1 protein-coding gene (running past one end of the window) is annotated in these 16,565 nt (G+C 75.7%); it reads left to right on the top strand.

What is annotated here, in order from left to right; genetic code table 11:
* On the top strand, window positions 1-16,565 hold the 5' portion of the coding sequence (locus ACH4FX_RS36765; RefSeq protein ID WP_398485820.1) for a type I polyketide synthase. The gene runs 11,860 nt beyond the window's last position; 16,565 of the gene's 28,425 nt are visible here — the first part of the coding sequence; the start codon lies at window positions 1-3; its stop codon lies beyond the right edge, outside the window.

A 16,565-nucleotide genomic window follows, 5' to 3' on the forward strand; every position in this document is an offset into this window, starting at 1 on the left:
ATGGACCAGGAACAGAAACTCCGCGACTACCTCAAGCGGGCCAGTGCCGATCTGCGGCGCTCCCGGCAGCGGGTGGGCGAGCTGGAGGCGGCGGCCCGCGAGCCGATCGCGATCGTGGGGATGAGCTGCCGCTTCCCGGGAGGCGTGCGCAGCCCCGAGGAGCTCTGGTCCCTGCTCGCCGCCGACGGGGACGGCATCACGGCGTCCCCCCGCGACCGCGGCTGGGAGCTGTCGGCCGAGGACGCGGGGGAGTTCTCCGGCGGCTTCCTGCACGACGCGGCCGAGTTCGACGCCTCCTTCTTCGGGATATCCCCCCGTGAGGCCCTCGCCATGGACCCGCAGCAGCGACTGCTGCTGGAGACCTCCTGGGAGGCCTTCGAGCGGGCCGGCATCGACCCGGCGGCGGTCCGCGGCTCCCGGACGGGCATGTTCGTCGGGGCGATGCCCCAGGAGTACCGGGTGGGGCCGGACGACGATGTCCAGGGCTTCGCCCTGACCGGCACCGCCACGAGCGTCCTCTCGGGCCGGCTCGCCTACTTCTTCGGGGCCGTGGGCCCGACGGTCACCGTCGACACCGCCTGCTCGTCGTCCCTGGTGGCCCTGCACCTGGCCGCCCATGCCCTGCGCCAGGGCGAGTGCTCCCTGGCGCTGGCCGCCGGCGTCACCGTGATGTCCAGCCCCACCACCTTCGTGGAGTTCAGCCGCCAGGGCGGGCTCGCCGCCGACGGGCGCTGCCGCTCCTTCGCCGATTCCGCCGACGGCACCGGCTGGGCCGAGGGCGTCGGCGTCCTGGTCCTGGAACGCCTCTCGGAGGCCCGCCGCAACGGGCACGAGATCCTGGCCGTCGTCCGGGGCTCCGCCGTCAACCAGGACGGTGCCTCCAACGGGCTCACCGCGCCCAACGGCCCCTCGCAGCAGCGGGTCATCGAGCAGGCGCTGGCCAGCGCGCGGCTCTCGGCCGACGAGGTCGACGCCGTCGAGGCGCACGGCACCGGCACCACCCTGGGCGACCCGGTCGAGGCCCAGGCGCTGCTGGCGACCTACGGGCAGGGGCGCGAGGCCGGCCGGCCGCTGCTGCTCGGCTCCGTCAAGTCGAACCTCGGCCACACCCAGGCGGCGGCCGGCATGGCCGGCGTCATCAAGATGGCGCTCGCCATGCGGCACGGCCTGCTCCCGCGCACGCTCCACGTGGACGCGCCGTCCTCGCACGTCGACTGGTCGCAGGGAGACGTACGCCTGCTCACCGAGCAGGTCCCCTGGCCGCGGGGCGAACGGCCGCGCCGGGCCGGTGTCTCCTCGTTCGGGCTCAGCGGCACCAACGCGCACACGATCCTGGAGGAGGCCCCGGCCGCCCCCGAGGAGGACGCGGAGCAGCCGGAAGCGGCCGGACCCGTGGCGGCGGGCGCCGTCCCGTGGCTCGTCTCCGGCCGTACCCGCGAGGCGCTGCGCGCCCAGGCGGCGCAGCTGCTCGACCACCTCGCGTCCCGCCCCGGCCGCGCGCCCGTGAACCCCGTGGACGTCGCCTACTCCCTGGCCACGGCCCGCTCCGGCATGGAGCACCGCGCCGCCTTCACCGCGGCCGACCTGGACCGGGCCCGCGCCGCCCTGACCGCGCTCGCGGACGGCGCGCCGGCCCCGGGCCTCGTGCAGGACACCGCCCGCACCCGGTCCAAGCTCGCCTTCCTCTTCACAGGACAGGGCTCCCAGCGGCCGGGCATGGGGCGTGACCTGGCCGCCCGCTTCCCCGTCTTCGCCACCGCCCTCGACGAGGTCCTCGCCCACTTCGACCAGGGCCTCGAACGGCCGCTGAAGGACGTGCTGTTCGCCGCCGAGGGCACCCCCGAGGCCGCCCTGCTCGACGAGACCGGCTACGCCCAGCCCGCGCTGTTCGCGATCGAGGTGGCGCTCCACCGGCTCGCCGAGTCCCTCGGCGTCAAGCCGGACTTCGTCGCCGGGCACTCCATCGGCGAGATCGCCGCGGCGCACGTGGCCGGGGTCTTCACCCTGGCCGACGCCGCGGCCTTGGTGCTCGCCCGGGGCAGCCTCATGCAGGCGCTTCCCCGGGGCGGCGCCATGATCTCCCTGGAAGCCACCGAGGAGGAGGTGCTGCCCCTCCTGGCGGACCGGCAGGACCACGTCTCCGTCGCCGCGGTCAACGGGCCCGCCGCCGTGGTGATCGCGGGCCGGGCCGACGAAGCCGCCGCCGTGGCCGAGCACTTCGCCGGGCTGGGCCGCAAGACCAAGCGGCTGCGCGTCTCGCACGCGTTCCACTCCCCGCTGATGGAACCCATGCTGGAGGAGTTCCGTACGGTCGTCTCCCGGCTCACGCCGCAGGCGCCCGTGCTGCCGGTCGTCTCCGGCCTGACCGGCACCCTCGCCACGGTCGAGCAGCTGACGTCCGCCGACTACTGGGTGGACCACGCCCGGCACGCCGTACGGTTCGCCGACGCCCTCGCCTGGCTCGACGGCCACGGCGCCGCCACCTTCCTGGAACTGGGCCCCGACGGCGTCCTGTCCGCCATGGCCCAGACCTGCCTGGCCGCGTCCGCCACGGCCGACGGCGCCCCCGACGGCGTTCCCGCCACGCTCGCCGTACTGCGGCCGGGCCGCCCCGAGGCCGAGACGCTCACCGCCGCGCTGGCGGGCCTGCACACCCGTGGCGTGACCGTCCAGTGGGAGCGCTACTTCCAGGGCACCGGCGCCCGGCGCACGGACCTGCCCACCTACGCCTTCCAGCGCCGCCGCTACTGGCCCAGGAGCGTGCCCGGCGCGGGCGGCGACGTACGCGCCGCCGGCCTGGGCGCGGCACACCACCCACTGCTGGCGGCGGCCGTGTCGGTCGCCAACTCCGACGGCCTGCTGCTCACCGGCCGGCTGTCGCGGCGCACCCACCCCTGGCTCGCCGGTCACGCCGTGCGCGGCACGGTGCTGCTGCCGGGCACCGCCTTCCTGGAGCTGGCCGTGCGCGCCGGGGACGAGGCCGGCTGCGGCCGCGTGGAGGAACTCACCCTGGCCGCCCCGCTGGTACTGCCCGAGGAGGGCGGCGTCCAGGTGCAGGTGTGGGCCGGCAGCCCGGACGAGACCGGCCGCCGCGCCGTGAGCGTCCACTCGCGCCCCGACGGGCCGGAGGAGCTGCCGTGGACCCAGCACGCCGCCGGTACCCTCGCCGCCGGCGAGCACCGCGCGGACGTCGACGCCACCGTCTGGCCCCCCGCCGACGCACGTCCGCTGGACCTCGACGGCTTCTACGACCGCATGGCCGACACCGGTTTCGGGTACGGCCCGCTCTTCCGGGGCCTGCGCGCCGCGTGGCGCCAGGGCGACGACGTCTACGCCGAGGTGGCACTGCCGCAGGCCGACGGCACCGACGCCGCGCCCGCCACGTCGTTCGGCATCCACCCGGCCCTGCTGGACGCCGCGCTGCACGCAGCGGCCTTCGTCGACCTGGGCGAGCAGGCCCGCGGCGGCCTGCCCTTCGCGTGGCAGGACGTGACCTTGCACGCGAGCGGGGCGAGCACGGTCCGGGTGAAGCTGTCCCCGGCCGACGACGACGCCGTGGCGATCACCGTCACCGACACCGAGGGCGCCCCCGTCGCCTCCATCGGCTCACTCATCCTGCGTACCCTGCCCGACGAGCGGCTCGGCGCCGCCGACTCGCTCGTCCGCGACGCCCTGTTCGAGCTGCGCTGGACCGCACCGCGCCAGGCCGCCCAGGCGGCGCCCGCGGCGGTCGCCGTCCTCGGCCCGGACCTCTTCGGCCTGGCACAGGCCCTCGCGTCGCCGGACCGCACCGTCACGTCGCCGACCGGCCCGGACGCCGTCACGGACGCCCCGGACCTGGTCCTCGCCCCCGTCGCGGGCGCGGCCGGTGACGAAGCGGTCACCGCCGTGCACACCCGCACCGCCCACGCCCTGGAGCTGCTGCGCACCTGGCTGGCGGACGAGCGGTACGCCGCGTCCCGGCTGGTCTTCGTCACCCGTGGCGCGGTCGCCACCGACGACCGGCAGACGCCGGACCCGGTGGCCGCCGCCGTCCGGGGCCTGGTGCTGGCCGCGCAGAGCGAGCACCCCGGCCGCTTCGCGCTGCTGGACCTCGACCCCGGCACCGCAGAGCCCGCCGCCGAACCGCTGCTGCGGGCCCTGGCCCTGTCCGCGGACGAGCCGCAGACCGCCGTCCGCGGCACCGCCGTGCTCACCGCGCGGCTCGCCCGCGCCCAGGTGACGCCGAACGCCGCGGAGTGGGACCCCGAGGGCACCGTGGTCCTCACCGGGGCCACCGGCGGCCTGGGCCGCGTACTGGCCCGGCACCTGGTCGCCGAGCGCGGCGTACGGCACCTGCTGCTCGCCGGCCGCCGCGGCGCCGACGCCGACGGCGCCGCGGAACTCGTGGCCGAACTGACCGGCCTCGGCGCGCAGGTGGCCCTCACGGCATGTGACCTGGCCGACCGCGCCGCCGTCCGGCGGCTGCTGGCCGGCGTACCCGCCGAGCACCCCGTCACCGCCGTCGTGCACAGCGCCGGAGTCCTCGACGACGGCGTGATCGAATCGCTCACCCCCGAACGGATCAGCGCGGTCCTGCGCCCCAAGGCCGACGCCGTCTGGCACCTCCACGAGGCCACCCGGGACCTGGACCTGGCCGCCTTCGTCGTCTTCTCCTCCCTCTCCGGCACCGTGGGCGCGGCGGGCCAGGGCAACTACGCCGCCGCCAACGCCTTCCTCGACGCACTCGCCCAGCTGCGCCGCGCCCAGGGCCTGCCGGGGCTCTCCCTGGCCTGGGGCCCGTGGCAGCCCACCGGCGGCATGACCGGCGGCCTGACGGACGAGGACCTGGACCGGCTGGCCCGCATGGGCACGCCCGCGCTCACCGCGGAACAGGGCGTCGCGCTCTTCGACGCGGCCACCGCCACGGACGCCGCCGTCCTGCTGCCGGCCCGGCTCGACCTGCCCGTCCTGCGCGCCCAGGGCCTCCAGGGCGAGGTGCCGCCGCTGTGGCGCGGCCTGATCCGCACCCCGGCCCGCCGCGCGGTGGTCGCGGGTTCCGAGACCGCCGTCACCCTCGTACAGAAGCTCTCCCGGCTGGCGGAGGCCGACCGCCGCGAGGTGGTGCTCGACCTCGTGGCCGGCCAGGTGGCCGCCGTACTCGGCCACTCCACCACCGCCGACATCGACCCGCGGCGCCCGCTGCGCGAGCTGGGCTTCGACTCGCTGACCGCCGTGGAACTGCGCAACCGGCTCAGCGCCGCCACCGGTCTGCGCACCGCCGCGACGGTCGTCTTCGACCACCCGACCGTCGACGCCCTCGCCGCACACCTCCTCGCCGGACTCATGGGCTCCGAAGCCGCCGAGGCGGCCGGTGCCCCGCGCGCCGCCACCGACGACGACCCCATCGTCATCGTCGGCATGAGCTGCCGCTTCCCGGGCGGCGTGGCCTCCCCCGAGGACCTGTGGCGGCTGGTCAGCGAAGGCACCGACGCCATCTCGGGCCTGCCCGCCGACCGGGGCTGGGACCTGGACGCGCTCTACGACCCGGACCCGGACCGCACCGGCACCTCCTACTCCCGCTTCGGCGGATTCCTGCACACCGCCGCCGACTTCGACCCCGCCTTCTTCGGCATGAGCCCCCGCGAGGCGGTGGCCACCGACTCCCAGCAGCGGCTGCTCCTCGAAGCCTCCTGGGAGGCCGTCGAGCGGGCGGGCATCGACCCGCTGTCCCTGCGCGGCAGCCGGACCGGCGTGTTCGCGGGCGTGATGTACAACGACTACGCCACGGTGCTCGCCGGCGGGCAGTTCGAGGGCCACCAGGGCAGCGGCACCGCCGCGAGCGTCGCCTCCGGGCGCGTCTCCTACACCCTCGGGCTCGAAGGCCCCGCCGTCACCGTCGACACCGCGTGCTCGTCCTCGCTGGTCGCCATGCACTGGGCGATGCAGGCCCTGCGCGCGGGGGAGTGCTCGCTCGCGCTGGCCGGCGGTGTCACGGTCATGTCGACGCCGGGCGCCCTCATCGAGTTCTCCCGCCAGCGCGGCCTGTCCCCGGACGGCCGCTGCAAGGCGTTCTCCGACAGCGCCGACGGCGTCGGCTGGTCCGAGGGCGTGGGCGTGCTCGTCCTGGAACGCCTTTCGGACGCGCGGCGCAACGGGCACGAGATCCTGGCCGTCGTCCGCGGCTCCGCCGTCAACCAGGACGGCGCCTCCAACGGCCTGACCGCCCCCAACGGCCCCTCCCAGCAGCGGGTGATCCGGCAGGCGCTGGCCGCCGCCGGGCTCACCGCCGCGGACATCGACGCCGTGGAGGGCCACGGCACCGGCACCACCCTCGGCGACCCCATCGAGGCCCAGGCGCTGCTCGCCGCCTACGGCCAGGAGCGCGACCCGCGGAGCCCGCTGCTGCTGGGTTCCGTCAAGTCCAACATCGGCCACACCCAGGCCGCGGCCGGCGTGGCCGGCGTCATCAAGATGGTCATGGCCATGCGCCACGGTGTGCTGCCCCGCACGCTGCACGCCGACGAGCCGTCCTCGCACGTGGAGTGGGACTCCGGAGCGGTGCGCCTGCTCACCGAGGAGACGCCCTGGCCGCAGGCCGGCCGGCCGCGCCGCGCCGCCGTCTCCTCCTTCGGTTTCAGCGGTACCAACGCGCACCTCATCGTCGAGGAGCCGCGGACCGCCCCCGAACCGCGCGAAGAGCCGGCGCTCAGCCCGGCCGTCGTGCCCTGGACGCTGTCCGGCAGGAGCCGGGCGGCGCTGCGGGACCAGGCCGCCCGCCTGCGGTCCTTCCTCGACGAGCGCCCCGCCCTCGACCCGGCCGACGTCGCACTGTCCCTCGCCACCACCCGCTCGGCCTTCGACCAGCGCGCCGTCGTCACCGGCGACCGCGACGAACTGCTGCGTGCCCTCGCCAACCTGGCCGCCGACCGCCCCGACCCCGCGCTCACCGAAGGCGAGACCGGCGGTGCGGGCAGACTGGCCGTGCTCTTCTCCGGGCAGGGCAGCCAGCGCCCCGGAGCGGGCCGCGAACTTGCCGCCCGCTTCCCCGCGTTCGACGAGGCCCTGGACGAGGTGACCGCTGCCCTCGACCCGCACCTGGACCGCCCCCTCAAGGACATCCTGTTCGCCCCGGAGGGCAGCCCCGAAGCGGAGCTGCTGGACCGCACCGAGTGGACCCAGCCCGCCCTGTTCGCCTTCCAGGTCGCACTCCACCGGCTGCTGCGCACCTGGGGGATACGCCCCGCCGTCGTCCTGGGCCACTCCGTCGGCGAGATCGCCGCCGCGCACGTGGCGGGCGTCCTCACCCTGCCCGACGCGGCCCGCCTGGCCGCCGCGCGGGGACGGCTGATGCAGGCGCTGCCCGCCGGCGGCGCGATGATCTCGCTGGAGGCCACCGAGGACGAGGCCGCGCCGCTGCTCGCCGGGCGCGAGCACGAGGTGTCGCTCGCCGCCGTCAACGGGTCGCGCGCCGTCGTCGTCGCCGGGGACGAGGCCGCCGCCGAGGAGATCGCCGCCCACTTCGCCGCCCAGGGCCGCAAGACCAAGCGCCTGAAAGTCAGCCACGCCTTCCACTCGCCGCACATGGAGCCCGTGCTCGACGGCCTGCGCGAGGTCGCCGCGCAGCTCACGTACGGAGCGCCGGAGGTGACCGTCATCTCCGGGCTGACCGGACGGCCCGTCACCGAGGACGAACTGAGCTCCCCGGACTACTGGGCGGCGCACGCGCGCGGCACCGTCCGCTTCGCCGACACCGTGCGTGCCGCGCACGACTGCGGCGCCGGCACCTTCCTCGAACTCGGCCCCGACAGCACGCTCTCCGCCCCTGCCCAGGACGCCCTGGGCGACGAAGCGGACGCCGACTTCCTCCCGTTGCTGCGCGCCGGGCGCGGCGAGGAGCGCTGTGCGGCCGCCGCACTGGCCCGCCTGCACGTACGCGGTACGGCCGTCGACTGGGCCGCGTACCTCGACGGCACCGGAGCGCGTACGGTCGCCCTGCCCACCTACGCCTTCCAGCACGAGCGCTACTGGCCCGAGCCGGCCCCGGCCCGCCTCGCGCAGGGCGTCCCCGACCCCGCCGACGCCGAACTGTGGAGCTCCGTCGAACGCGGCGACGCCGCGCAACTCGCCGCTCTCCTGGGGCTGCGAGACGAACAGCACGCCTCCCTGTACGCGCTGCTGCCCGCGCTGTCGTCCTGGCGCCAGCAGCGGCACGAGAAGGCCCTGCTGGACTCCACCCGCTACCGCGTCGCCTGGCGGCCCGTACGGGCGTCCGCCGCGCCCGTCCTCGACGGCACCTGGCTGCTCGTCACCGCCGACGGCATCGACGGCGACGAGATCCTGGACGCGCTGCGCGGCCACGGCGCCCAGTTCGAGACGCTCGTCCTGGACGCGGCCTGCCGCGACCGCGCCGGGATCGCCGCCCGGCTCGACGCCGTACGCACGGAAGAACGCGCCTTCTCCGGCATCCTGTCCCTGCTCCCGCTCGCCGACCGGCCCGGCGCCGAACCGCCGGCCGGGCTCGCGCTCAGCATCGTGCTGACCCAGGCGCTCACCGACACCCCGCTCGACGCCCCCCTGTGGACCCTGACCCGCGGCGCGGTCACCACCGGCCCGGACGACCCGCTCACCAACCCCCTCCAGGCAGCGGTCTGGGGGCTGGGCCGCGTCGCCGCCCTGGAGCACCCGCAGCTGTGGAGCGGCCTGATCGACCTGCCGGCCGCCCTGGACGCCCCCGCCACCCAGCATCTCGTCAGTACGCTGGCCGCACAGGGCGGCGAGGACCAGCTCGCGATCCGCGCCACCGGAACGCTCGGCCGGCGCCTGGTGCGCCACCCGCAGGCCGAACTGCCCCCGGCCGACGCGTTCACCGCGCGCGGCACGGTCCTCGTCACGGGCGGCACCGGAGCCCTCGGTGCCGAGACCGCGCGCTGGCTCGCCCGCAGCGGTGCCGAGCACCTCCTCCTCACCAGCCGCCGCGGCCCGGACGCCCCCGGAGCCGCCGAACTGGCCGCGGAGATCGAGGACCTGGGCGCCGAAGTCACCATCGCGGCCTGCGACACCGCCGACCGCGCCGCGCTCGCCGCGCTCCTGGCCTCCGTACCGGCGGAGCACCCGCTGACCGGCGTCGTGCACGCGGCCGGCGTCGGCCAGAACGCCGCCTTCGCCGAGACCTCCCTGGACGACGCCGCCGCGGCGATGGCCGCCAAGCTGCTCGGCGCGGCCCACCTCGACAGCCTCCTCGACGGCCACGACCTGGACTTCTTCGTCCTCGTCTCGTCGATCGCCGGAGTGTGGGGCAGCGCCGGGCAGAGCGCCTACGGCGCCGCCAACGCCTACCTCGACGCCCTCGCCGAGCACCGGGCGGCCCGCGGCCTGCCCGCCACCTCCGTCGCCTGGGGCCCCTGGGCCGAGGCCGGCATGGCCACCCACGAGGCCGTCACCGACGAGCTGCACAAGCGCGGCCTGCGCTTCCTCGCGCCCACGGCCGCCCTCACCGAACTGCGCCGCGCCGTCGTCCACCAGGACGTCACCGTCACGGTCGCCGACATCGACTGGGAGCGCTATCACCCCGTCTTCACCTCCACCCGCCGCAGCGCCCTCTTCGACGAACTCGCCGAGGTCCGGGCACTGGCACACGCCGAGAACGACATCCGCGGCGCCGTCCCGGAGTTCGCCGCCCGCCTCGCCGGCCTGGACCAGGACGAGCAGGAACGGCTGCTGGCCGACCTGGTGCGCGCCGAGGCGGCCGTCGCCCTCGGCCACGACTCCGCGGACGCCGTCGCGGAGCGGCGGGCCTTCCGCGACGCCGGCTTCGACTCGCTGACCGCCGTCGAACTGCGCAAGCGGCTGGCCACCCTGACCGGCCTGAACCTGCCCGCCACCCTCGTCTTCGACTACCCGACGCCCGCCGTCCTCGCCCGCCACCTGCGCGAGGAACTCCTCGGCACCGGCGGCTCCCAGGCCGCCCCGGCGGCCGCGGCGGCGGGCGGCTTCGACGAGCCCATCGCCATCGTCGGTATGAGCTGCCGCTTCCCCGGCGGCGTCCGCTCCCCGCGGCAGTTCTGGGAGCTGATCTCCGAAGGCGTCGACGCGATCACCGACTTCCCCGTCAACCGCGGCTGGGACACCGGCCTGCACCACCCCGACCCGGACCACCCCGGCACGACGTACTCCAGCCAGGGCGGCTTCCTGCACGACGCGGGGGAGTTCGACGCCACCTTCTTCGGCATCTCGCCCCGCGAGGCGCTGTCGATGGACCCCCAGCAGCGGCTGCTGCTGGAGACGACCTGGGAGGCGTTCGAGCACGCCGGGATCGATCCCACCACCGTCCACGGCAGTGCGACCGGTACGTTCATCGGCTCCACCTACCAGGAGTACGGACTCGGCGTCGAGGACGGCTCCGCGGGCCACCTGGTGACCGGCACCAGCCCCAGCGTCCTCTCCGGGCGCCTGGCCTACCTCTTCGGCCTCGAAGGACCGGCGGTCACCGTCGACACCGCCTGCTCGTCCTCCCTGGTCGCCCTGCACCTTGCCTGCCAGTCGCTGCGCAACGGCGAAAGCTCCCTGGCGCTGGCCGGCGGCGCGACCGTGATGACCAACCCCAACCCGTTCGTCGCCTTCAGCCGGCAGCGGGCCCTGGCCGGCGACGGCCGCTGCAAGGCGTTCGCCGACGGCGCCGACGGCATGACCCTCGCCGAGGGCGTCGGAGTCCTCGTCCTGGAACGCCTCTCGGACGCAGAGCGCAACGGGCACGACATCCTCGCCGTCGTCCGCGGCTCGGCCATCAACCAGGACGGCGCCTCCAACGGCCTGTCCGCCCCCAACGGCCCCGCCCAGCAGCGCGTCATCCGCCAGGCCCTGGCCAACTCCGGGCTGGCCCCGGCGGACATCGACGCCGTCGAGGCCCACGGGACCGGCACCGCCCTGGGCGACCCCATCGAGGCGCAGGCCCTGCTGGCCACCTACGGCCAGGACCGCGACGCCGCGCACCCGCTGCTGCTCGGCTCCGTCAAGACCAACATCGGCCACACCCAGTCGGCGGCCGGCGTCGCGGGCGTCATCAAGATGGTGCTGGCCCTGCGCCAGGGGGAGCTGCCGCGCACCCTGCACGCCGGCACCCCCTCCAGCCACATCGACTGGACACCCGGCACCCTGGCCCTGCTGAACGAGCCCGCCGACTGGCCCGGGGGCGAGCGCCCGCGCCGCTGTGCGGTCTCCTCCTTCGGCATCAGCGGGACCAACGCCCACACCATCCTCGAAGAGGCCCCCCGGCCGCGCGAGACGGCCGCCGAGCCGCCGGTTCCCCCGGCCGGTGACGCCGTCCCCTGGGTGCTGTCCGCCCGTACCCCGGGCGCGCTGCGCGCCCAGGCCGCCAACCTCGCCGCCCACCTCGACGGCGACCAGGCACCCGGCGCGCTGGACGTCGCCCACAGCCTGGTGGCCTCGCGCACGCTCTTCGACCACCGCGCCGTCGTCGTCGGCACCGACGACCAGGCCCGGCGCACGGCTCTCGACGCCCTCGCCACCGGCGGTTCCGCCCCCGGCGTCGTCCAGGGCACGGCCGACACCGACGGCAAGACCGTCTTCGTCTTCCCCGGCCAGGGCTCCCAGTGGGCCGGCATGGGCGCACGGCTCCTGGAGGAGTCCCCGGTCTTCGCCGAGCGCCTGACCGAATGCGCCACCGCCCTCGCGGAGTTCACCGACTGGTCGCTGCTCGACGTACTGCGCCAGGCCGACGGCGCGCCGACCCTGGACCGCGTCGACGTGGTCCAGCCCGCCTCCTTCGCCGTCATGGTCTCCCTGGCCGCGCTGTGGTCCGCGCACGGCATCACCCCCGACGCCGTGGTCGGCCACTCGCAGGGCGAGATCGCCGCGGCGGCCGTCTCCGGGGCGCTCTCCCTGGAGGACGCGGCCCGCGTCGTCGCGCTGCGCAGCCAGGCCATCGCCCGCGGGCTGGCCGGCTCCGGCGGCATGATGTCGGTGCCGCTGCCCGCGACCGAAGTCGAACAGCGGCTCGCCGCATACGAGGGACTGTCGATCGCCGCCGTCAACGGCCCCCGCTCCACCGTCGTCTCGGGCGCCACCGCGCCGCTGGACGCCCTCCAGGCCGAGCTGGTCGGCGCGGACATCCGCGCCCGGCGCATCGCCGTGGACTACGCCTCGCACTCCGCGCAGGTCGAGAGGGTGCGCGACGAACTGCACACCGTCCTCGCGCCGGTACGCCCGCGCCCGGCGCAGGTGCCCTTCTTCTCCACCGTCACCGGTGACTGGCTGGACACCACCGGCATGGACGCCGACTACTGGTACACCAACCTGCGGCAGACCGTCCGCTTCCAGCCCGCCATCGGCGAACTCCTCGGCCAGGGGCACCGCTTCTTCATCGAGGTCAGCTCGCACCCCGTGCTGTCCATGGGCATCCAGGCGACCGCCGAGGAAGCCGGCGGCCCGGCCGCGGTGCTCGGCACGCTCCGGCGGGACGCGGGCGGCACCGACCGCTTCCTGACCTCCCTCGCCGAAGCCTTCGTACGGGGCGCGAGCGCCGACTGGGCCGGTGTCCTCGCCGGTACCGGCGCGCGCCGCGTGCCGCTGCCCACGTACGCCTTCCAGCGTGAACACCTGTGGGCGATCCCCGAACGGACCGGGGCCAAGGCCGAAACGGACCCCGCGGAGGCGGAGTTCTGGACGGCGGTCGAGCAGGAGGACGTCGATGCCCTCGCCTCCAGCCTGCACCTCGACCAGGCCGCCCTGGCCCCGGTCCTCCCCGCCCTCTCGGACTGGCGCAAGCGCCGCCGCGACCTGTCCACCGTGGACTCCTGGCGCTACCGCGCCACCTGGAAGCCGCTCACCAGCCTGCCCACGGCGGCCCTGACGGGCACCTGGCTCGTCGTCGCCCCCGAAGGGACCGACACCGACACCCTCACCGGCATCCTCGCCGCCCACGGCGCCGAGACACGCACCCTCGTCCTGGACGACGCCTGCGCCGACCGCGCGGCCCTGACCGCACGGCTGGCCGAACTCGGCGACGTCCCGGACCTCACCGGCGTGGTGTCCCTGCTGGCCGGAGCCGAGGGGCACAGCGCGACGCACCCGGCACTCACCCGCGGGCTCGCCCTGACCCTCGCGCTCGTCCAGGCCCTCGGCGACGCCGGAACCGACGCACCCCTGTGGTGCCTGACCCGGGGAGCCGTCTCCACCGGCCGCGCGGACCGGCTGATCCACCCCGACCAGGCCCAGGTCCTGGGCCTCGGCTGGACCGCCGCCCTCGAACACCCGCAGCGCTGGGGCGGCCTGGTCGACCTGCCCGGGCAGCTCGACCAGCGGGCCGGTGAGCGCCTGGCCGCCGTCCTGACCGGCCGCACCGGCGAGGACCAGCTCGCCCTGCGCCCCTCCGGCGTCCTCGCCCGTCGCGTCGTCCGCGCCGCTCCCGCGGACCCGGCGCCGGCGAACCCGTGGACGCCGCGGGGCACCATCCTCGTCACGGGCGGCACCGGCACACTCGCCCCGCACCTGGCCCGCTGGCTCGCCCGGCAGGGCGCCGAACACGTCGTGCTCACCAGCCGCCGCGGCCCGGCGGCACCCGGCGCCGACGACATGGTCCGGGAACTGGCCGAGCTGGGCTGCGAGGCCGGTGTCGTCGCCTGCGACCTGACCGACCGCGACGCGGTCGCCGGGATGCTCGCCGCGCTGGAGGCCGAGGGCCGCACCGTACGCACCGTCGTGCACACCGCCGTCACCATCGAGCTGGAGACCCTGGAGGAGACGACCCCGGACGCCTTCGCGAGGGTCATCGACGCCAAGGTCACCGGCGCCCGGCACCTGGACGAACTCCTCGGCGACGACCTCGACGCCTTCGTGCTGTACTCCTCCACCGCCGGCATGTGGGGGAGCGGCGCGCACGCCGCCTACGTCGCCGGCAACGCCCACCTCAACGCCCTGGCCGAACAGCGCCGCGCCCGCGGCGCCCGGGCCACCGCCGTCTCCTGGGGCATCTGGGCCGACGACCTCAAGCTCGGCCGCGTCGACCCCGGCCAGATCCGCCGCAGCGGACTGGTCTTCATGGACCCCCAGCTGGCCCTCACCGGCCTGCGCCAGGCCCTCGACGACGACGAGACGGTGCTGGCCGTCGCGGACGTGGACTGGGAGCGCTACCACCCCGTCTTCACCGCCGCACGGCCCACCCGGCTCTTCGAGGACCTGCCCGAGGTCCAGCGGCTCGCGGAGGACACCGGCCACGACGCGGACTCCGGCAGCGAGTTCGCCACCCGGCTCCGCGGGCTGGCCCCCGTCGAGCAGGACCGCCTCCTGCTGGACCTGGTACGGACCGAAGCGGCCACCGCGCTCGGCCACGCCTCGCCCGACGTGCTGTCCGGACAACGCGCCTTCCGCGATGTGGGCTTCGACTCGCTGACCGCCGTCGACCTGCGCAACCGGATCGCCGCCGTGACCGGGCTCGCCCTGCCGAGCACCATGGTCTTCGACCATCCCAACCCGCTCGCCCTCGTCGCCTTCCTGCGCGAGTCCCTCGCCGGGTCCGCCACCGACACCACCCTCACCACCACGAACGCCGCCGCCGACGACGAGCCCATCGCCATCATCGGCATGAGCTGCCGCTACCCCGGCGGTGTCGGCTCACCGGAGGACCTGTGGCGGCTGGTCACCGAGGGCGGCGACGCCATCGGCGAGTTTCCCGCCGACCGCGGCTGGGACACCGAGGGCCTCTACGACCCCGACCCCGACCGGGCCGGCCACACCTACTCGACCCGGGGCGGCTTCCTCCACGACGCCGCCGACTTCGACGCCGCCTTCTTCGGCATCTCGCCCCGCGAAGCCCTGGCCATGGACCCGCAGCAGCGCCTGCTGCTGGAGACCTCCTGGGAGGCCATGGAGCGAGCCGGCATCGACCCCGCCACCCTGCGCGGCAGCAGCACCGGCACGTTCATCGGCGCCAGCTACCAGGACTACGGAGCGTCCGGCGCAAGCCCGGAAGGCGCCGAGGGACACCTGATCACCGGCACCATCTCCAGCGTCCTGTCCGGCCGGCTCTCCTACACCTACGGCTTCGAGGGCCCGGCCGTCTCCCTCGACACCGCCTGCTCCTCCTCCCTGGTCGCCCTGCACCTGGCCTGCCAGTCGCTGCGCAACGGCGAGAGCTCCCTGGCCCTCGCGGGCGGCGTCAGCATCATGTCCACACCCGCCGCGTTCGTCGGCTTCAGCCGGCAGCGCGCGATGGCGGCCGACGGCCGCTGCAAGGCGTACTCCGACCAGGCCGACGGCATGAGCCTGGCCGAAGGCGTCGGCCTCGTCCTCGTCGAGCGGCTCTCCGACGCCCGCCGCAACGGACACCGGGTGCTGGCCGTCATCCGCGGCTCCGCCGTCAACCAGGACGGCGCCTCCAACGGCCTGACCGCGCCCAACGGCCCCTCCCAGCAGCGGGTCATCCGCCAGGCCCTGGCCAACGCCAAGGTGGACGCCGACGGCGTGGACGTCATCGACGGACACGGCACCGGCACCGCCCTCGGCGACCCCATCGAGGCACAGGCCCTGCTCGCCACCTACGGCCGGGACCGCGACCCCGCGCACCCGCTGCTGCTGGGCTCGGTCAAGTCCAACATCGGCCACACCCAGATGGCGTCCGGCGTGGCCAGCGTCATCAAGATGGTCATGGCCCTGGGCCACGCCACCGTGCCGCAGAGCCTGCACATCGACCGGCCCTCCTCGCACGTCGACTGGAGCTCCGGCGCCATCCGCCTGCTCACCGAGCCGCTGCCCTGGCCGGGCACCGGACACCCGCGCCGCGCGGGCGTCTCCTCCTTCGGACTCAGCGGCACCAACGTCCACACCATCCTCGAACAGGCCCCGGAGGAGCCGGCCGTGGACACCGCCGAGACGGCGCCGGCCCGCCCGGCCGACCCCGCGCCCGTGCCCCTGACCCTGTCCGGACACTCCGAAGCGGCGCTGCGCGCCCAGGCCGGACGGCTCCTGTCCCACCTCGCCGACCACCCCGGACTGCCGCTCACCGACCTCGCGTTCTCCCTCGCCACCTCCCGGGCCGCCCTGGAGCACCGCGCGGCCGTCGTCACCGACGACCCGGGCGCCCTCGTCCGCGCCCTGACCGCGCTGCGCGACGGGGAAGCCGACGGCGGGCTGCTCACCGGCCGCCCGGACCGCGGCGGGCTGGCCTTCCTCTTCACCGGCCAGGGCAGCCAGCGCCCCGGAATGGGCCGCGAGCTCTACGACCGGTACCCGGTCTACGCCGAGGCCCTGGACGCCGTACTGGCCCGCTTCGACCTCGAACTCGACCGGCCGCTGCGGGACGTCCTCTTCGCCGGGCCGGACACCCCCGAGGCCGCGCTGCAGGACGACACCGGCTACACCCAGCCCGCCCTCTTCGCCTTCGAAGTGGCCCTGTTCCGCCTCGCCGAGTCCTGGGGCCTGCGCCCCGACTACGTCGCCGGCCACTCCATCGGCGAGTTCGCCGCCGCGCACGCCGCCGGAGTCCTCTCCCTGGAGGACGCCTGCACCCTCGTCGCGGCCCGTGGCCGCCTGATGGCGGCCCTGCCCGCGGGCGGCGCCATGGCCTCCGT

This window comes from Streptomyces sp. NPDC018019 (assembly GCF_044327805.1).
Lineage (GTDB): Bacteria > Actinomycetota > Actinomycetes > Streptomycetales > Streptomycetaceae > Streptomyces.